This is a genomic window from Prevotella sp. 10(H), assembly GCF_000711235.1.
In the GTDB taxonomy this organism is placed as follows: Bacteria; Bacteroidota; Bacteroidia; order Bacteroidales; family Dysgonomonadaceae; genus Dysgonomonas.
The window spans coordinates 40848-61490 of record NZ_JOMI01000007.1 but is presented as its reverse complement, the minus strand read 5'-3'; the positions used below and the strand labels follow the sequence as shown (position 1 = coordinate 61490).

18 protein-coding genes and 1 tRNA gene are annotated in these 20643 nt (G+C 38.9%); 13 read left to right on the top strand and 6 right to left on the bottom strand.

What is annotated here, in order from left to right:
- Positions 1-190: 190 nt before the first annotated feature.
- The 3 genes from K348_RS0111850 to K348_RS0111840 all read left to right on the top strand — a co-directional run bounded on the left by K348_RS0111850 (position 191) and on the right by K348_RS0111840 (position 3195).
- Positions 191-775, top strand: coding sequence for a hypothetical protein (locus tag K348_RS0111850; protein ID WP_156032876.1), 585 nt, complete (start codon positions 191-193; stop codon positions 773-775).
- 122 nt (positions 776-897) lie between these two features.
- Positions 898-1728, top strand: coding sequence for a carboxypeptidase-like regulatory domain-containing protein (locus K348_RS0111845; RefSeq protein ID WP_029905160.1), 831 nt, complete (start codon positions 898-900; stop codon positions 1726-1728).
- 276 nt (positions 1729-2004) lie between these two features.
- Entirely contained in the window at positions 2005-3195 is a 1191-nt protein-coding gene (locus tag K348_RS0111840) for a site-specific integrase (RefSeq protein ID WP_029905159.1), read from the top strand.
- A gap of 782 nt (positions 3196-3977) precedes the next feature.
- Here the strand turns inward: K348_RS0111840 and istB are convergent.
- Positions 3978-4724 carry an IS21-like element helper ATPase IstB gene (gene istB, locus K348_RS0111830; RefSeq protein ID WP_029901791.1) on the bottom strand — a complete coding sequence of 249 codons (747 nt, stop codon included), beginning with the start codon at positions 4722-4724 and terminating at the stop codon, positions 3978-3980.
- 18 nt (positions 4725-4742) lie between these two features.
- The gene (istA, locus tag K348_RS0111825; RefSeq protein WP_036930072.1) at positions 4743-6266 is read right to left on the bottom strand and encodes an IS21 family transposase; all 1524 of its coding nucleotides are present in this window, start codon (positions 6264-6266) and stop codon (positions 4743-4745) included.
- A 349-nt stretch (positions 6267-6615) separates the two neighbouring features.
- On the opposite strand from istA, the gene K348_RS0111820 reads away from it, so the two are divergent.
- Positions 6616-8154 carry a hypothetical protein gene (locus tag K348_RS0111820; protein ID WP_029905157.1) on the top strand — a complete coding sequence of 513 codons (1539 nt, stop codon included), beginning with the start codon at positions 6616-6618 and terminating at the stop codon, positions 8152-8154.
- A 363-nt stretch (positions 8155-8517) separates the two neighbouring features.
- Here the strand turns inward: K348_RS0111820 and K348_RS0111815 are convergent.
- The 3 genes from K348_RS0111815 to K348_RS0111805 form a co-directional block, all read right to left on the bottom strand.
- A tRNA-Ser gene (locus K348_RS0111815) sits at positions 8518-8604 on the bottom strand.
- A gap of 80 nt (positions 8605-8684) precedes the next feature.
- Positions 8685-9692 carry an aspartate-semialdehyde dehydrogenase gene (locus K348_RS0111810; RefSeq protein WP_029905156.1) on the bottom strand — a complete coding sequence of 336 codons (1008 nt, stop codon included), beginning with the start codon at positions 9690-9692 and terminating at the stop codon, positions 8685-8687.
- Between the two features lie 91 nt (positions 9693-9783).
- The gene (locus K348_RS0111805) at positions 9784-10125 is read right to left on the bottom strand and encodes a helix-turn-helix domain-containing protein (RefSeq protein WP_029905155.1); all 342 of its coding nucleotides are present in this window, start codon (positions 10123-10125) and stop codon (positions 9784-9786) included.
- Between the two features lie 139 nt (positions 10126-10264).
- Between K348_RS0111805 and K348_RS0111800 the strand changes: the two genes are divergently transcribed.
- The 9 genes from K348_RS0111800 (at position 10265) to K348_RS0111760 (ending at position 18416) form a co-directional block, all read left to right on the top strand.
- Positions 10265-10669, top strand: a complete 405-nt coding sequence (locus K348_RS0111800) for a GNAT family N-acetyltransferase (protein WP_029905154.1) — start codon at positions 10265-10267, stop codon at positions 10667-10669.
- Between the two features lie 75 nt (positions 10670-10744).
- Entirely contained in the window at positions 10745-11872 is a 1128-nt protein-coding gene (locus K348_RS0111795; RefSeq protein WP_029905153.1) for an acyltransferase family protein, read from the top strand.
- 140 nt (positions 11873-12012) lie between these two features.
- Positions 12013-13491 carry a rhamnulokinase family protein gene (locus tag K348_RS0111790; protein WP_029905152.1) on the top strand — a complete coding sequence of 493 codons (1479 nt, stop codon included), beginning with the start codon at positions 12013-12015 and terminating at the stop codon, positions 13489-13491.
- Between the two features lie 36 nt (positions 13492-13527).
- A complete protein-coding gene (locus K348_RS0111785) occupies positions 13528-14784 on the top strand; it encodes an L-rhamnose isomerase (protein WP_029905151.1) in 1257 nt (418 codons plus the stop codon).
- Between the two features lie 99 nt (positions 14785-14883).
- Entirely contained in the window at positions 14884-15918 is a 1035-nt protein-coding gene (gene rhaT / locus K348_RS0111780) for an L-rhamnose/proton symporter RhaT (RefSeq protein ID WP_029905150.1), read from the top strand.
- Positions 15919-16026: 108 nt separating this feature from the next.
- Entirely contained in the window at positions 16027-16836 is an 810-nt protein-coding gene (gene rhaD, locus K348_RS0111775) for a rhamnulose-1-phosphate aldolase (protein ID WP_029905149.1), read from the top strand.
- Between the two features lie 126 nt (positions 16837-16962).
- Positions 16963-17439: a GNAT family N-acetyltransferase gene (locus K348_RS0111770; protein ID WP_029905148.1), complete on the top strand. Its 477-nt coding sequence runs from the start codon at positions 16963-16965 to the stop codon at positions 17437-17439.
- An 8-nt stretch (positions 17440-17447) separates the two neighbouring features.
- Positions 17448-17948 carry an SRPBCC family protein gene (locus K348_RS0111765; protein ID WP_197027656.1) on the top strand — a complete coding sequence of 167 codons (501 nt, stop codon included), beginning with the start codon at positions 17448-17450 and terminating at the stop codon, positions 17946-17948.
- Positions 17949-17972: 24 nt separating this feature from the next.
- Positions 17973-18416 carry a hypothetical protein gene (locus K348_RS0111760; RefSeq protein ID WP_051697824.1) on the top strand — a complete coding sequence of 148 codons (444 nt, stop codon included), beginning with the start codon at positions 17973-17975 and terminating at the stop codon, positions 18414-18416.
- Here K348_RS0111760 and K348_RS0111755 read toward each other — a convergent pair.
- Positions 18413-20584: a helix-turn-helix domain-containing protein gene (locus K348_RS0111755; RefSeq protein WP_029905145.1), complete on the bottom strand. Its 2172-nt coding sequence runs from the start codon at positions 20582-20584 to the stop codon at positions 18413-18415. The two genes, K348_RS0111760 and K348_RS0111755, sit on opposite strands and share 4 nt — an antisense overlap.
- Between the last annotated feature and the right edge of the window lie 59 nt (positions 20585-20643).

Below are 20643 nucleotides of genomic sequence, written 5' to 3'. Positions count from 1 at the left end.
AACACTTTATCCGATTACTCAATCATATCATAGAATTGATGATTAAACTAAATCTCTTTTTTGTAGAAAAAAAAAGATTATCATATCTTTATCGTGCTCAGCAGTTCCAGAATGTATAAATTATGTAAAATCTGTTAGCCGGGTTTGCTCTTAAATTTGCCCAATTCATTTAAATTTTAAATCAACACTTATGAAAACAACATTCACATTATTATTTCTGATTATTTGTACATGCATGCAAGCCCAGAGCATACATGGTACAGAAACAACAAATCTCTTCGAATATGGAAAGCCATTAATCTCTGTTGAAAGTAATTTCGAAAATCTATTTCGTAATTGGCCTAAATTCATTTCTAATGGCAATGATATTGATCTTTTATCTTACACCAAAATCGGAGTAATAAAAAATCGGAAACAGGCGAAAAAATATGTTGAAAAAAACTTCCAGCCAGAATTGATATCGGGTTATAATACAATCGGTGGCCAGAAATCAGGGGCCAACATTGAAGAGTCGCATATCTATATGAATTTCGAGCCATCTCTAAATCAACAATTTTCCAAATCCAAAATGAAGGAAATGATAAACACAGTAGCAAATGAATATATAAATATTGGTGATGAGGTATATGAATTAAAGTTTGTCCTTCGTTTGAAAACATACAAATTCTATGTTTTTGTAAATCCTGAAACAAAAAATGTTGTAACAAAAGGAAATATATTCGGCTTAGATATACCTATGGATCATATAAAATATATGGAAAACAAACTGAAATAATCCGCCGAAATTACAGTAGTTCATAAAAACAATAATTTTATTCCGCAAACGAACAAGTGTATAATACGCTGATATTATATAAACTAATTTGCTATCTTAGTGTAATTTTATCAGTATTTGTTATGCACAAACATATTTTTCTTAGTTTAATTCTTACTGCAATTTTAATACCGGAAACTATTACATCTCAAAATGTAATTAAAGGATGTGTAACCGATGCAGCTTCAAAATCTCCTGTAGAGTTCGCCAGTATTGGCATCCTGAATAAAGATATCGGAACGGTAGCTGACTTTGACGGATGTTTTTCTCTGAATATTAGCCAAGTCGAATCAAATGATTCCATACGCTTCTCCAGTATTGGTTTTGAATCCAAAACTTTTTTGGTAAAGGAAATCATTTTTACCGAAAACTATACGGTACAACTTGTACCCAAATCCAAATTACTAAATGAGGTAATTGTATTACCCCAGAAATATCAATATAAAGTATTGGGAAACAATTATAAGGGGAAGAAAATAGTAGCAGGATTCAAGGATAATCTGAAAGGCTCTGAATGCGGTATCCTCATAAACCCGGGCAAAAAGACCATCTTAGGAAAGCTGATATGCAATGTCGCCGCATGCACCTATGACAGCATTTTTTATCGCATCAATGTATATAAAGAAACAGGAGTCGGGCAATTCAATAATATACTGGACGAACCTGTATATTTTTCGAAAGCAATGAATAAGAAAATCCGTTCCCTGGAGATCGACTTAACCCGCCATAATATAGAAGTTTCAGGAAAAACCCTTATTACCATAGAACATGTAAAAGATATGGGAGAAGGCTACATAATGTTTTCTTCGGACACAAAAGGAGCGGATACATTTTCCCGTAAAGCGAGTGAAGGAAAGTGGGTACAAGCTAAGATAAATGTAGGATTTAGTGTGGGATTATTTGTTGAGGAATAATGAAAAAATAAAATCTCCCAATATTCATCCTTTATGGGAGTAATATTGGGAGATTATTTTGTAAATCATTTATATTTAATGACTCTTGCGGAAGCGGGGGGATTCATAAAAACTTACGCTCAAACCTTTCCTGAATTGATAAAGATGGCACACCGCAGTCACTTTTATTATAAAAGTTGCATGAATTAGAGCAATCAATGGTTACAAAAACGCTTGTTTAAAAATTGAAATAAAAGAAAAACTCATAGTTATGAATTACTTAAATAATTATTAGTTATGAATTTCAATTTGTTCTTTACTGTAAGGAAAACCAAAGTAAACAAACAAGGTTTAGCTCCATTGGAAGTGGCAATTAGTATTGACAAGAAGAGAGTTATTCTCACATTACCTCGAAAACTTAAACCTGAGTTATGGAGTCAGGCAATGCAAATCGTTGAATCCGATGATGACGAAATGAAAGAGATAAACCAATTCATCAATGTCACACGATTAAAATTCTATGAATGCCAATCTAAGCTATTATCAAGGAATATTCCTGTAACAGTTGAGACTATTCGAGATTTATTTACAGGTAAAATTAAGGATAAAAACACAACATTGGTAAGTTTATATCAGGAGCATAATGATGAGTACAGAGCTATGTATAAAACCGATACAATCACTTATACTACTTATCAGAAGCATACTACTACGTTGAAGCATCTTCAGCTATTTTTAAAAGAAAAATTCAATAGGACTGACATTCAAATGAATGAGATTAGTAAATCTTTCGTTGATGGTTTTTGGAATTATATCAGGACTAATCGCAAAATTCAAAATAACACATCTGTCAACTATATGAAGAATCTGAGAAAGATATGCCTTAGGGCTTTTAATGATGGTATCATTGATAGAAATCCATTTTCAAACGTAAAGCTTCACATTGAGCCTGTAGATGTAGATTTTCTAACCATGAAAGAGATAAAGACAATTTATAATAAAGATTGTCATGTCGATAGACTTAACCAAGTTAGAGACATATTCATCTTTTGCTGTTTCACAGGACTTGCCTATATTGATGTAAGAGAGTTAAATGCAGAAAAGCATTTAATAACTGATGATAATGGAAATTTATGGATTATGAAAAAGAGAGAAAAGACAGGTATTATGTCGAATGTTCCCTTACTCCCAATCGCAAAAGAGATATTAGAAAAATACCAATATAGATTACCTGTCCCAACGAATCAAAAGACTAATGCTTACTTGAAGGAAATAGCTGATATATGTGGGATTAAAAAGAAATTACATTTTCATTGCGCACGCCATTCGTTTGCCACAAGTGTTACTCTGAATAATAATATTGCTCTCACATCGGTATCTAAAATGATGGGACATACGAATACCAAAATTACCCAACGATATGCAAAAGTATTAGAAAGTACATTGGTAAATGATATGAATAGTATAGCAAATAAGATTGATATGTAATCTTAATTTGATAGGGAATGGAAAGCTACTAATTAAGGTAGCTTTTCTTTTTAATATACAGCCTTACTAATTTTATCTTGTTGAATTTCTTTTTGTTAAACTAAAATTTTAAAGTACGAAAACAAGAAAACAAAGCAAAGAATCAGTTCAGACAACATGGAGTTTCGAACTTAGACATGATGAAAACATTGTCTGCCAACGAGATCTTATTATCCGTAATTTCAAGAGAAAATCACTCTTTTCTGTCGAATTATTAGATGCTATTGATGAAATTGTTAATTTGATTTCTGAAGATTTGAAATCGAAAAGCAGGATTTATTGTTGGGATAGATTTTCACCGACTGATATTGATGATGAGTTTATACCTAATTCAGTTGAATCGAGTAAAACATCTCACTTTTATTTTGATTTCAAGGTAAATAATCAAAGTACAATATGTAAGATGTGGACTTCTAAAGTGTATCCTGAATTTGTAAGGTATTCTGTTAACTTAATGAATAAATGTATATATGAAAATTGTGATGAAGCAGAATTACATCCCGGCGAACGGCTATTAATGGAAAAAACGGTAAAAATGACCCCTTAAAAACGGCGGAAAATGATCCCTTGAAGTTATGCCGTTCAAACAGTAAAAAGTTGTTCTCGGGATTGGGGTCTAAAAGAAGAAGATTTAAGCCCGAGTTAAACTTAATATTTATCGGTCTACCCAGGTAATGGGTCCACAGATTTTACAAAAATAGGTATAAGTCCCAACATCTCTATATTCGGACCCACATAATTTATCAGCGATACATATTTTCATTTTTAGTTTTCCTTTTTCTGATTGATTCTCCAAATAACTCTACCCTCAGGGAATGATGTACTAATCGGTCGAGTACGGCATCGGCAACTGTTTTCTCACCAATAACGTCATACCAACCTTTAACAGGGACCTGCGAAGTAATAATAGTAGATCTCTTTTGATGCCTGTCTTCTATTATATCCATCAGTATTCCCCTTGCCTGAGAGTCGAAAGCCTGCATACCGAAGTCATCCAGTATAAGCAGGTCCATCCTCTCGATACGTTTAAAGTCGTTTATAACAGAGCCTTTGACCTTTGCAATCTTCAGTTGGCTCATCAGTTTTGCAGTACTGGCATATAATACCTTATATCCATCCTGGCATGCTTTATTACCCAATGCGGTAGCCAGATAGCTCTTACCTGTTCCTGTGGGTCCGGTTATGAACAGGTCTTTACTTTCTGCGACAAACTCCAGGGCAGCTAACCGCTCAACCTGATTACGGTCCAGTCCCCGCTCAAAGGTGTAATCAATCTCTTCTATCGAAGCATTGTAACGGAATGAAGCAGCTTTAACCGCCCTTTCAATAGCCCTGTTTCGGCGGTTGTCGAACTCACTGGCCACCAGGTGTCCTATAAACTGATCCTGGGTCATTTGTTCTTTCAATGTATTTTCCAGTGATGTCTTGAAGGCGTCGTGCATACCAAAAAGGCGCATCTGACGCATTTTGTCTAATGTTTGATTGTTCATTGTTTTATTTATTAAAGGTTATTTATAATAGTCTTTCCCCCTGATATTTTCATGCTCCGGGATGTCTGCCGTTTCTTCGGGAACCTCAATAAGTTCAGACTGGGTTTTAAGTATATCCTGTATCTCAAGGAAACTATACCTGCCATAGCTGTCGGCAAGACGGCATGCGGCAGCCAGCCTGAGAGGACCTACCTTACGGGCTAAAGACAGGATGCCCGAACAGCTTTTATTAGCCTGGTCAACATAGCGCTTCTTCTCCAATACCTTACGGATGTAAAACTCGACATCTTCATTTATCTCGGCAGCCTGTTTAATAAAGGTCTCAGGTGACCATTCCAGGATAGCCTTATGCTTTGGAGACAAATGTTCAGGATTGGTTGTATGTTTAAACTCAAGGCGGTTACGGGTATGGCAAGCCACACAGGTATAGCCGTCAAATATCTCCACATCACTTGTCGTATAGGATATCTTCAGCTTTTTACCGATATAGATATAAGGGACGCTATAATAGTGGATATCTTCACGCAGACGGACATAGCCGTCTTTACCTACTGTTGCCATAATGTGCTTTTTTATCTGATAACGTATCGGATTTAGCGGACCCAATACATCGCGCTCAATCTCCTCAAAATAACTCCTGCGGGAGTAATTACGACGACTTAAAAGCTGGTAGTTATGTATCTCAAGGGCTGACCGTATAGCCGCATTCAATGACTTTAAGTCCGGACAACGCAGATGTTCTATCCGGGTAAAGATATCTTTGTATGTTAATTTTACAGCATTCTCTACTACTGATTTATCTTTAGGTTTACGCACACGGGCTGGTAGAACGGTTACGGCATAATGCTCGGCAAAACGCTCAAACTCTTCATTGAGTACCGATTCGTAACGTCCGGCTTTTGTCACGGCTGCTTTCAGGTTGTCGGGAACCATTGCCTGAGGGACCCCACCGTAATAATAAAAAGCGTTTTCACAGGCTGATATAAAATCTTCCTTTGTCTGGCTGGAAACCGCTTCTACATAAGTTAACAGGCTGCAGCCCAATATAGCTACGAAGACTTCTACCTGACGGGGAGATTCCCCATGAGGATATATCCATAATTTATCTCCTGTATAGTCGATAAACATTTTATCCCCGGCTTTATGCTCCATCCGCATCGAAGGGTTGGTAATCATCCGGTAACGCTGGATAGCCAATCGGAACTGAGTAAGTCCATAGCCATCAGGATGGTTCTGTCGATATTTATCCCATTGCTGGAGGGTAGTGGCTCCTTTACGTCCAAGTTCTTTGCAGATATCGGGCATTAAACCTTCCAATTCTTCCAGGCGGGGATTAGGTTGAAGCATACAAGCCGGTACACAAAACAGGTCGTGAAGCTCGGCATCACTTTTGCCATGAAACTCTTCGTAGGTCATTTTCAAAGAGTTCCACTTTTGAACGTATTTTTTTACTGTATTACGTGAGGTGCGAGCCATCGCTGCGATGGTCTTTAAACCCGTTTGCTCCTCATACAAACGGATAATGGTTCTAAGTTTGTTCATCTTAATTGGTATGTTCGGCATAATCTTCTGATTTTGGTCGCCGGTCAAGCTAACAAAATCTTACACTTTTAATACCATCTTTGAACAACTTTTTAACAATTACCCTTGCCGGGGTCAGTTTGAAACGTTTTTAGGGGATCACTTTCATCCGTTTTCAAGGGGTCAGTTTCGACCGTTTTTTAATGGCCATTTTCCGCCGTTTTTAAGGGGTCGTTTTTACCGTTTTTTCCATATACATACAGACCCATTTCTGACATTCGTTGTTGATGTTTTTAAGGAAAATGGAATAATACCTTATTCAGACAAAGAACTTTTTGAAATCTTAGGTTATAACTAATATAAAGCTACTATGGATAAAGCACAGCTAATACACGAAAAGATACTTGATTTTTTAATTAAGGAGAATAAAAAAAATCCTGAGTTTTATTTTGGGACACGCCAAAGAAACAATAATGAACGATTAGAAAAAGGTTATTGGTTTCAAGGAGATGATGGGTATGTATATGTATCTTTTTGGATAGGTGGAGACTCTGACACAAGGAGAAGGAATATTGGATTTGCTGTCAATTGCTATGATAAAAATAGTAGAATTATTCTCACAGCTAAGGCTGATATAAAAAAAGCAGAATTCTTAAAGATTGTAGCAGATAAGTTAGGTTTTTATAATGGTGAGTATAATGGGATATATTATAAAGATTTTGAAGGTAAAGACTATATAGAAAACTTTAAATCATTTATTAGAAATGAAAAAGTAGAGATTGATAAGTTAATTGAGGAATATAAGCCTAAAGGTATATCTATAATTAGAGAATCTGATTTTAATAAGAAGTATAAACCAATTATAGAAAGAAGAATATCACAAATAGAATTTGGTAGAAAAAATAAAATTGCACGATTGTGTTGGAATACAAATGGGTGGAAATGCCCTTCAGGCACAAAAGGAAAGTCTTTGAATAGCTATTCGTATGAAAATAAATATGGTTTTGGTCATGAAGAATGGTTGTTTGATAAATCTAAAACATTAGATGGTTATCATTATGCTTTTATTGAAGCTTTTAATATAAAGGACAATAAACATGTAGGGAAAGAATTCAATATAAAGCTTTATTCAATAGATGCTATTAATAACACAAAATATTATATTGGAGAAATAAAGAATCTTATTGGGGTTTCGAAAGAAGATTCAGAAGATATTTATAAAGCCTATTTAGAACGTGAATGGCTCAATGAAATGATTACACAAGTTAAGTCCATAGGTGGAAAATGGAGTTCAACAATAGCAAAAGATGCAAAAATATTATTTAATGTAAAATTTCGATTTGAAGATGCGCATATTCTTGAAAGAGAGGATTATGAAGTAATTGCTGCAAGTGATATCAATATAACTTCTACTCATTTTGTATTACTTCCTCAAAAAAATGAATTAGAAATTGAATATTATATTGAGAAAGATGATGAATTTGAAGGTAATGATAAGAATACAGAGCCGAGAAAAAGAACATTAAGCATTGATATAACTTTTGACCCTGTTCATGATAAGATACAAAATGAATTACGTGCCTTATTAAACAAATCTACAGAATATAATCTCGTACAAATGGAACGGGGCAGGGTTGATTTAAAGGCACGAACTACGGAAAATAAATGGCACTATTTTGAAATAAAGACTGATAGTGCAAAATTAAGCATACGAAAAGCAATAGGACAAATAATGGAGTATGCTTATTATCCTGAGGAAAAAAGGGCAACTAAGCTTATAATAGTGTCAGAAGATAAACCTACTAACGATGATATAACTTATTTGAAGTTTGTGAGAGAGAATTTTAGTATACCTGTATATTACAGATATTTTGATAGAGAAAAACAATACTTATCTGAAGATTACTAAAGAATAATAGAATATAAAGTGGAAAGATTGGCTTTTTCCACTTTTTTATATTTACAAATCCACATGAATTAAAATTAGTGACTGCTTTTTTGAAAAAAGTGACTGAATTAATTATCTTTGTTACAGATATTTAAATGAGTTCTTTATTTTATTTCAATTATAAACAGTTGCATTTTTAACCTGATTTATAAAAAACAGTCACTCGATAGTCTAAATTAGCAAGTCAGCCAATAAGAGTACGGGTAACTGTATCGGGGGTGCGAATTTCACCTAATCAATTATAAATCAACGCTTATTTTAATCTTACACCATAAAAAAAGCGACCTTATAGTCGCTTATAAACTTGGTGAAATTTTAATTTTGCGGAAGCGGGGGGATTCGAACCCCCGGTACAGTTACCCGTACGTCAGTTTAGCAAACTGGTGGTTTCAGCCACTCACCCACACTTCCTGAACCTGCAAAAGCAATATTTTGCTCAATTGCGATGCAAATATAGTTGTTTGTTTTGATTATACAAACAAGTTGCCGAATTAAATAGCTTTTTCCTTTATCAAATATTCCGCTATCTGAACGGCGTTCAATGCGGCGCCTTTCTTGATCTGGTCTGCCACTACCCAGAATGTCAACCCGTTCGGATTAGCTATGTCTTCGCGGATACGACCCACATAAACAGGGTCGCTTCCCGCCACAAATAGAGGCATTGGATATTCTTTTTCGGCAGGATTGTCCTGCAATATTATTCCTTCTGCTTCTGCAAATGCAGCGCGTGCTTCTTCCGGCGTAACAGGTCTTTCTGTTTCCACCCATATAGCTTCGGAATGTGAGCGTAGAACAGGCACACGGATACAAGTCGCGCTGACTTTTACATCCGAATGCATTATTTTCTGGGTTTCATTATACATTTTCAGTTCCTCTTTTGTATAACCATTATCGGTAAATACATCTATCTGAGGAATAAGATTGTATGCCAGCTGATAAACAAATTTCTCAACTGTCACATCCGTATTGTATGCCAGTTGCTGAAACTGGTTAACGAGTTCGTCCATCGCAGCTGCACCCGCACCCGAAGCCGCCTGATATGTTGCCACATGTGCACGTTTGATATGAGAAATTTTCTCTATAACATTCATTGCCACTACCATCTGTATGGTAGAACAGTTCGGGTTGGCGATAATTCCTTTCGGGCGTATTTTTGCATCCTCACCGTTGACTTCCGGCACTACAAGGGGAACATCTTTATCCATACGGAAAGCGCTGGAATTATCTATCATGATTGCACCATGCTTGGTTATCGTAGATGCAAATTCGACAGACACGCTTCCCCCGGCAGAAACGAAAGCAATATCTATATCCCTAAAATCGTCGTTCTGCTTAAGTTCCTTGACAGTGTACTGTTTATCGCGAAACGTGTAAGTAGTTCCGGCACTTCTGGCAGAACCAAACAATACTAATTCCTCTATCGGGAAGTTACGTTCGTCAAGAACTCTCAGGAATTCCTGTCCTACGGCACCACTGGTACCAACAATAGCAATTCTCATTTTTTACTTAAGATGATATAGATAATATTATTTTATTGAAATAAGGTTACAAATATAAGCAATTAGTGATTACATCATAGGGTTTATCTGCCTATTTTGTCTTAAAATTGCGTATAGCCCATGCCGAAATTTCCTGTATATAAGGTATCATCTCCTGCCCTACCGTTGTCAGTTCATATTCGACTTTCGGCGGTACTTCAGGAAATACAGTTCTGATTATAAACCCGTCGTCTTCCAGTGCCCTTAAGGTAGAGGTCAGCACTTTCAGGGAAATACCGTCGATACAGGCAGATAATTCATTAAACCGCATAGTGCCGTTTTCCGATAAGGCCATGAGGATAAGGATAGACCACTTATCGCCAAACCTGTCCATCACAATTCGGAGAGGACAACGGTCGGTGCAAAGTTTTTTCTTTGAAAAATCTTTTGTCATAAGCGTTTGATATACAGCATTACTAACTTCGGAGTTATAATAACACTTATTTGTAACTTATTGCTTTGCAGAATATTATAACATATTTTTGATTCATCAAAAGTAGTAATTATTATTAATCAATCAACACATTACTTATATGAATATCGTATATAAAAACATTCAGACATTCAATCCTCAGCAATTACAAAATCTTTTTCTGTCTGTAGAATGGTCTTCGGGGCAATATCCCGATAAATTAGCCATAGCCATGCAACACTCATCTCTCGTATTCTCGGCATGGGACGGTGAGGATCTTATCGGGCTTATCAGTTCCATGGACGATTCCATTATGAATGCATATATCCATTATCTGCTTATAAATCCCAAATATCAGGGAAAAGGTATTGGGAAAGAACTGCTAAGGCTAACAACCGAACATTACAAAGATTATTTACGCATCATACTCATTGCATACGATAAAGAAACAGGATTCTATAAGCATTGCGGTTTCGAAGCAGGCGAAGACAAAATTCCGATGTTCATAACCTCCCTTTGGACATAACAGTTATCACATTATATTTTTTCCGGAGCCGGTATATATTGTTAATTTTACATATTATTCATAACTATATATACTATGAGAAGGCACGACATCGACAGCATCAGGGTTATTGCATTCGGCCTGCTTATTATATATCATGTGGGAATGTTTTTCATTCCATGGGATTATCATATAAAGAATTCTGAAACATACGAAGGTCTGACTTTCCCGATGCTGTTCCTTAACCAATGGCGGTTATCACTACTGTTTGTTGTGTCGGGTATGGGCACCTATTATGCCCTGAATAAAAGAACCAGAGGGCAGTTTGCAAAAGAACGGCTGCGAAGATTGTTTATACCGTTTATAGTGGGTGTTTTATTTATTGTGCCCCCGCAAATATATTTCGAAAGGTTGGCTAAAGGGCAATTCCACGGAAGTTACTTTGAGTTCTGGCCTGCCGAGGCATTTATTGGTATATACCCCGAAGGTAACATGTCATGGCATCATTTATGGTTTATATTTTATCTGCTGATTTTCTCACTCATCCCGATTCCTGTTTTCGTATATTTACATAAACATACGAGAGCATGGATAATCCGGAAAATGGAATCGCTCTGTTCAAATCCTTTCGGGCTTTACATCCTCATAATCCCTCTTTTCCTATGGAGGTTATTCTTAGCACTTTATTTTCCGCAGACTAATGCTCTGGTTAACGACTGGTATAATCTGGTCAACTATTGCACCTTATTCTTCTTCGGATTTCTGCTGATGACTTTAAAAGACACTTTCTGGAAATCAGTCACTGCAAACAAACACATATATCTGATTTCCGGAATCATAGCTTTCCCGATTCTTATCTACCTGTGGTTTGGCGTCGGAAGCTTTACAGGAAAAAGAGAGATATCGGCTCTTCTCAGGGTATTTAATGCATGGTCGTGGATACTGGCTATCATCGGATATTCAGCTGCCTATCTGAACAGGCCTAGCAAAAAACTGACATACGCCAACGAAGCGGTATATCCTTTCTATATCCTGCACCAGACAGTGCTCATTGCTCTAGGCTATTACCTTATGAACGTTGATATGGGATTCTTCCCTAAATTTTTAATAATGGTAACAGGCACTTTCGGTATATGCTGGATTATATACGAATTCGGCATAAGGAGATATGCGTGGATAAGGCCGTTATTCGGATTAAAACCTAAAACAAAAGACCTGCATTAGCTTACATCACTGTTTTTTTAGCTTGTTATAGACCTTCGAAAAAATGAAATATGTCATTTTTTCAATATTCTATATCATTTTTTACAATTCACGGATGCGGTGAAGGACTATTTTTGTATCATGATAACTAATCTGAAATCATGAGCAACACGTACAATTTTCTGGCATTCGACATTGGCGCTACCAGCGGCCGCAGTATTATAGGCACATTATGTGATGGCAAACTGGAACTGAACGAACTAACACGCTTCCCCAACAAGATAATACATATCCATGACAAATATTACTGGGATGTATTTGCTTTGTACGAAGCACTGAAAGACGGCTTAAAGGCCGCTTCATCGCAAGGTATAAAGGTAGATGCAATAGGTATCGACACATGGGGTGTGGATTTTGTTTATCTCGGCGAAGACGGTTCCATACTGGGCACCGCACGCTGTTATCGTGACCCTTATACGGTAGGGATGCCTGAAGAATATTTCAAAATCATTCCGCGCAAGGAAGTATATGAGCTGACTGGCATACAGATAATGAACTTCAACAGCCTGTTTCAGCTATTCGCTGCAAAAAAAGAAGATTCTTCTGCACTGGCGGCCGCAAAGGAAATTCTTTTCATGCCCGATGCCCTCTCCTACCTGCTTACAAACAAGAAGGTGTGCGAATACACAATCGCCTCGACAGCCCAACTGTTGAATCCGGCAACAAAGAAAATCGAAAAGAAATTATTAGAAACCATAGGAATAAATGCCTCAATTGTCCCTCCGGTAATTATGCCGGGACAAAAAATCGGAAATCTCCATGAAGCATTAGCTAAAGAATGCGGACTGGCTGACATCCCCCTCATTGCAGTTGCAGGGCACGATACCGGTTCGGCGGTCGTATCTGTTCCTGCACAAAATAAAAATTTCGCCTACCTGAGTTCAGGTACATGGTCGCTGATGGGGATAGAAGTGGATGACCCGATTGTTACGGAAGAATCATACGAGATGAACTTCACGAATGAAGGTGGAGTAGACGGCACGGTGCGCTTCCTGAAAAACATTACGGGAATGTGGCTGCTCGAACAATGCCGTAAAGAATGGGAACTGAAAGGAAAGAAATGCAGTTATCCGGAGATAGTAGCGATGTCCGATTCTGCAAAAGCATTCCAGTCGCTTGTCGACCCTGACGATGCGAGTTTTGCAAATCCTGAATCCATGACAGAGGCTATTGCCGCTTTCTGCGAAAGAACGAATCAGAAAATACCGCAAACTGATGCGGAATTTATCCGCTGTATTTTCGACAGTTTGGCTATGAAATACCGGTATGTGTTAAGCCGCCTGCAAAAAGTAGCGCCGTTCCCTATCGAAAAATTACACGTGATAGGCGGTGGCTCTCAAAACAACCTTCTGAACCAAATGACAGCCAACGCTATAGGAATTCCGGTTGTTGCCGGCCCGTGCGAAGCTACTGCCATCGGTAACATCATGATGCAGGCAAAAGGTCTTGGACTGGTCGAATCTTTACAAGATATAAGGAATATCGTAAATAACAGCGTCAATCCTGATGTATTTCTTCCGAAAGATACGGAACTGTGGGATGAAACCTACAAACATTTTCTCACTTTATTAAACATATAATTAGCAACTTACTTAATAACATAAAAAGATCATATCATGAAAAAGAGCGAACTGGTACAAAAATCGTATGAAATAGCAAAAGAACGTTACGCAGCCGTTGGTGTAGATGTAGAAGCAACACTTGAGAAACTGCAACAAATACAAATATCCATCCATTGCTGGCAGGCCGACGATGTTACAGGCTTCGAGAATCAGGCCAACATGGGCGGCGGCGGAATACAGGCTACGGGAAATTATCCCGGAAAAGCCCGCAGCATAGACGAACTTCGTGCTGATATAGAGAAAGTACAGACTTTAGTCGGTGGTAAGCACCGCCTTAGCCTGCATGAAATATACGGCGACTTTGGCAGCAAAGTGGTAGACCGCGATCAGGTAGAACCTTCTCATTTCACCAGCTGGATGCAGTGGGCAAAGGAAAAAGATCTGAAGCTCGACTTCAACTCTACATCTTTCGGACATCCGAAGAGTGGCGACCTTACATTAGCCAATCCCGACAAATCGATACGTGATTTCTGGATCGAGCATACAAAACGCTGCCGTGCCATATCGGAAGAAATGGGTAAATTCCAGAACGATCCGTGTATCATGAACCTTTGGGTACATGATGGCTCTAAAGACCTGACTGTAAACCGTTATATGTACCGTTCATTATTGGAAAAATCGCTAGACGAAATCTTCGCCAAAGATTATAAGAATATGAAAGACTGTATCGAATCAAAATTGTTCGGTATCGCTCTTGAAAGTTATACGGTAGGTTCGCACGACTTCTATCTGGGATACGGCGCTAAGAAACAAAAAATGGTTACGCTGGATATGGGTCACTTCCATTTGTCGGAAAGTGTAGCCGATAAGATTTCGGCCCTATTGTTGTTCACTCCTGAGATTATGCTGCATGTGAGCCGTCCGGTACGCTGGGACTCTGACCATGTGGTGATTCTGAATGACGAAACTGCCGAGCTTGCAAAAGAAATCATCCGTGCCGACGCATTGAATAAAGTGCATATCGGACTCGACTTCTTCGATGCTTCTATCAACCGCATAGGCGCCTATGTAATAGGTATCCGTTCTACCCAGAAGGCTCTCCTTCAGGGATTGCTCGAACCTATTGCCAAACTTCGCGAATACGAAGCAAATGAACAATATTTCGAACGCCTTGCATTGCTCGAAGAAGCTAAAGGATTGCCTTGGAATGCCGTTTGGGATTACTTCTGTCTGAAAAACAATGTTGCTGTAGGTGAAGACTATATCGGTGAAATACAACAATACGAAAAAGATGTAACATCTAAAAGATAATTTATAGACTATCGGCTTACAACAAGGACACTATATTTCCATACCATTGTTTTTATCAGAGCCTTGTTGTAAGCGTTAGTTTGTAAGAATGTATAAAATATGAATACAATTATCGGTCTGGTTATAATAGCTATTGGCAGCCTCGGGCAATCCAGTTCCTATGTACCTATCAACAAAGTCAAAAACTGGTCGTGGGAATGCTTCTGGCTCATGCAGGGCATATTTGCATGGCTGGTATTTCCTCTTATCGGAGCATTGATTGCTTTACCGGTAGGAGTATCTCTTATCGACGTATGGTCGGCAGCGGGAGACGGTGCATGGAAGACTATCGGCTTCGGTATGCTGTACGGAGTCGGCGGACTTACTTTCGGCCTGAGTATGCGCTTTCTGGGCATTGCATTGGGGCAATCGCTTGCATTAGGCACATGTTCTGCATTCGGAACACTCATACCGGCTATTCTAGGGGGGCAAAACCTGTTTTCGGGTGACGGGCTTATCCTTTTAATTGGGGTAAGTATTGCCATTGCCGGTATTGCTATTATCGGTTATGCGGGCGCGCTGAAATCGCGGAATATGACGGAAGAAGAAAAGAAGAAGGCCGTGAAAGACTTTGCTCTTAAGAAAGGATTGCTTATTGCATTGATGGCAGGGGTAATGAGTGCCTGTTTCAATCTCGGACTGGAAGCCGGAGCGCCTATCAAGGCACAGTTGGCAAGCCTCGGGGCAAATGAACTTCTGGTACTGAATCCCGTTATACTCCTCGTTACTATCGGGGCATTCATAACAAATGCATGTTTTTGCCTGTTCCAGAATTATAGAAACAAAACATTCAAAGATTATACATCCATCAGCGGTGCAACATGGGCTAACAATCTGGCATTTTGTGCACTGGCGGGATTGCTCTGGTATTCTCAGTTCTTCGGGTTGGGTATCGGACAAAGCTTCTTCGAGCCGGGTAGTGTAATGATGGCGTTCTCGTGGAGCATCCTGATGTCATTGAATGTATTGTGCAGTAATCTATGGGGTATTATCCTTAAAGAATGGAAAGGTTCGGGTCGAAAATCAATTACAGTACTTGTCATCGGTCTGATCGTTTTGATTATATCCATCATCTTGCCGCAGGTATTGAAATAAAAGCCCCCTGTCTCCCAATAGGGGAGTTTAAAAGAAAATATATAAATTTACCCTCTGAAGTACCTCCCACTTGGGGAGGCCGGAGGGGCTCTTTAAATAAATATTACAATGAAATCTATATTAGATAACCGCCCTGAACTAGCTAAAAGAGTAAACGAAGTGGCCGAAGTGGCCGGATACCTTTGGCAAAAGGGATGGGCCGAACGTAACGGCGGAAATATCACTATCAACATCACAGATGTAATAGATGATGAGATAAGATCATTGAGACCAATAAGCGATGTAGTGCAGATAGGAAAACCATTGCCATATCTCAAAGGATGCTATTTCTTCTGTAAAGGCACTAACAGGCGCATGCGCGACCTTGCACGCTGGCCTATGGAAAACGGCTCTGTAATCCGCATATTGGACGATTGCGCCAGCTATGTAATCATTGCCGACAATCCGGTGAAACCTACATCAGAACTGCCGTCGCATCTTTCGATGCATAACTATCAGATAGAGGTAGGCTCAGGATATAAAGCAGCATTACATACCCACCCTATCGACCTGATAGCGATGACTCATAACCCTGCTTTCCTCGAAAAGGATAAGCTTACATATCTTCTTTGGAGCATGATACCCGAAACCCGTGCATTCTGCCCGAAAGGATTAGGCATTATCCCGTATAAAATGCCGAGTTCGATGGAACTGGCGGACGCTACCGTAGAAATGCTCAAGGAATACGATGTAGTAATGTGGGAAAAACACGGCGTATGTTCGGTAAGTGAAAATATCATGGAAGCTTTCGACATGGTGGATACACTGTCGAAATCGGCACAGATATATCTTACCGCCAAGTCGATGGGATTCGAACCGGAAGGAACCTCTATGAAAGATATGGAAGCATTGCGAGATGCTTTCAATCTCCCTAAATAAAGTGAGTTAAATTGGTTGAAGAGGACATATGCCGAAAGGATATGTCCTCTTTACTTTATATACGTTTTTGATATTCTTGGATAATTTCCACGATTTTTCTAATTTTAGTAAAAAATAGAAAGCAACATGTATAATATCCGTATAGCAACAACTGATGATATTCCCGAATTAAAAGAACTTTATAAAGGAACAATTCTTACCATCAATGCCAAAGATTATCCGGAAGATGAAATTGTAGACTGGGCATCATGCGGAGAAAACGAAGACCGCTGGAAACAGTTGATTTCGGATTTATACTTTATTGTAGCTACGGATGTTACAGGCAGAATAACAGGATTCTCGTCCGTTTCACCTACGGGATATCTGCATTCGATGTTTATACATAAGGATTTTCAGCATCAGGGTATTGCTACCTTATTATACAACCATATAGAGCAATATGCCACTGACTATAATATTAAAAAGATAATATCGGAGGTCAGTATTACAGCCCGGCCTTTTTTTGAACAGCTGGGATTCAAGGTGGATGAAGAACAGAAAAGGAAAGCCAACAAACTCAGCCTTATCAACTATAAAATGAGTAAGCAACTGCAATCTAAATAAAAATGAAGATGTACATCCTTATATATATCCTCATCGGCATTATTGCCATAGTTGTCCTTATAGGTATCATTGGATTATTATTACCAAAAGAACGGATAGAAACCCGTCAGTCCACATTTACCGCTCCGCCCGAAACAGTATATAATATCGTTACAAATAATGAAGATTACGAGTATCGCAGCGGATTGAAAAAGATTGTAATAACAAGTAGGAAGGGTGATATGGAAACATGGGATGAAATAGCCGATAACGGGAATGTAATACATTTTTCGACAAAGGAAAAGCACCCCTATTCATTCTACTCTTTCGATATGGAATCTGCAATGTTCTCCGGATACTGGACAGCCGAATTTAAAGAAACGGAAAACGGCGGCACTCTATTCACAGCCACAGAGTATATACAGATAAAGAATCCTTTTGTAAAAACGCTATCTTATCTCTTCTTCGATATCGGCAAACTTATGGAAACCTATCAGGAAGATTTACGAAAGAAGTTAGATAGCCTTTAATTTAAACTGACTACACAAACGAATATGACAGACAAACAACTAATTCCCGGCAGGGTAAAATACGATTGGCGGGAAGTCATGTACCTTGAAGTTCCTTCCGGTACAGATTTTGAGAGCGATTTATTTAATAAAGTTATATCGGCGCACCGTCCGCTGATACCAAAAGAGGGAGGTGTCGTATCTCAGAACTTTGTCATAACGACACCTGACGATACAACATATTACTGCCTCTCATACAATAAGGATATCGAGGGATGGCGGCAACAAATAATGCTGGGGGCAGGCATATTAGGATTAAGAATCGGGATTATAAAGGATGAAGATTTGTTTATTACATCGAAAGATGAAGTCTACGAACTCGAAGAGTGCCGTTTTGAGAAATATAATTTCTATGATGAGAACCGGGAACTGATAAAAGAACGTACACTTATCGATAAAATTATCCTATTCGGAAAATCAGAAATTTAACCGTTTTTCGCATCCAGATATTTTATATAATTTATCATAGCTTTAATATCGAGATAAGAACATTCTTTCGGCAACCGTTCTTTTATTTCCGACAATAAGGTTTGCGGCGCTATTTCCCGTAAAACCGGCAGCATGTAACCGAGTTTCTTTTCATCCACCAAACGTCCGATAAACAATTCACCCGTCAATACGAAGCCTGCAAGATGACCTTCGATAGTAGTCACTGCCAGATTGCGTTCTTTGGCAATATCTTTTACAGACATGCCTTCGTTAAATAAGGATAAGGTCAGTCGCTGGCTTTCGCCTTTCTGCGGCTTTTCCTTCTTTTCCTTATGCTTTTCAACAACTTCTTCTTTAGGTAATGATATTTTATTAAATGCCAGTCCTTCGGTAAGGTTTATATCTCCGTAACGTACAGTTTCGAGCCGTTCCAACAGACGTTGTAGAGTAGCATATATTTCTTCCGCCTTCTTTTTATATTGCTTTACTTTCGAAGCATTCTTCAAGCTATTCAGATGTTGCTCTACAGGCAGAATAATGCATTCCTGCACATCTTTATGGAAATATACTATGCCTTTCCGTACCCGTTCTTTCAGGTAATCGATATCAGGATTAGGAATGGCCAGAATCCGGTCGAGTTCCTTTATAAAATTATTCGCTATCTCTTGTTGCTCCACAGCCTTACTGCACAGACGGGCAATCATCGCCTGTGTTTCTTCCTGATTCGGAATTTTCTTCTCCGTTGCCAGTTCGTGCAATGAATGCAGGCTTCGGGTAAACGGCGACCAGTCGAAATATTTCTTTAGCTGTCCGGCGCAGTAACGCGGTTTTTCGTCTTTCAATACCTGATAAAGATAAGAAGTGCTTTGTTCTTTATTGGCAAATTCGATAGCAAACTGATCGGTGCTTATGCTCTGAGCCGTGATGCGCGAAAACAGAATAATCCCGTCGAGCGAAGTACAGCGGCTGAGCGCGACATACACTTGCCCGGCAGCGAAAGCCTGTCCGGCATCTATGACCACGCGGTCGAATGTCAGACCCTGACTCTTATGTATGGTAATCGCCCAAGCAAGGCGTATCGGATACTGCGTGAATGAACCGAGTTCTTCCTCTTCGATTTCTCCCGATTCTTCATTGAGGCAGTAACGGACATTGCGCCATGTTTCCGGCTCCAGTTCCATTTCTTCGCCGTTTTCGAAGCGTACCTGTATCTTTTCTTCACCAAGAAAAATTACTGTAGCAAGCTTACCATTGTAATAGCGGCGGTTTTCCCCTGCATCGTTTTTCACAAACATCACCTGTGCGCCTTCTTTGAGAGAAAGGCTGGCTTCGGTAGGTAGTGAATTTTCGGAGAAATCGCCGTGTATTTTACCTTCGAATTTATAATTCTTCCCATTCAATCGGGATAATTCTTCGTTATTGATACGGTCAGCCTTATAGTTGTGCGTGCAAAGGACGATGTAACGGTTTTCTTCCGGGAGTTTAAACGTCGGATTGTATCGTTGGTTGAGCATCTGCAAATCCTGCGAAGTAGCACAATTGTTACGAATACGATTCAGTATATCGATAAACTGCTGGTCTTGCTGCCTGTAAATCGTTTTCAGTTCGATATATAAAGGTGAATAATCGGCAAGCACCTGTGCATGGAAGAAAAACGGTGACGGATAGTAATGCTTGAGCAATTCCCATTCTGAATTTTGTACGACAGGCGGCAACTGGAACATATCCCCAATGAAAAGTATCTGCACACCGCCGAACGGCTGCTGATTGTTTCTGTATCGCCGGAGCATATAATCGATAGCATCGAGCATATCGGCACGCAGCATACTCACCTCATCTATAATCAGCAAATCGAGTTCGCGCAGCATTTCTATCTTCGACTTTCGTAGTTTGAAGTGATAGTCCAGTTTTTTCTTCCCTTCGAAGTTTGGGATAAACGGCTCAAATGGCAATTGCAGTAAAGAATGCAACGTTACTCCCCCCGCATTGATAGCAGCGACCCCTGTAGGCGCGGCCACAATCACATTTTTGTCGACATGCTGACGGATATAATGTAAGAATGTAGTTTTCCCGGTTCCGGCCTTACCCGTCAGGAAAACACTTTGTGAAGTATGGCTTACAATATCGGCTGCCAGTTTGAAAACTTCGTTTGCGGAAAGTTGATTCATCTAGTAACTATTTAAATTTTACCGAAATCATTTCTTATATAACTATTTCTTTTTCTTTG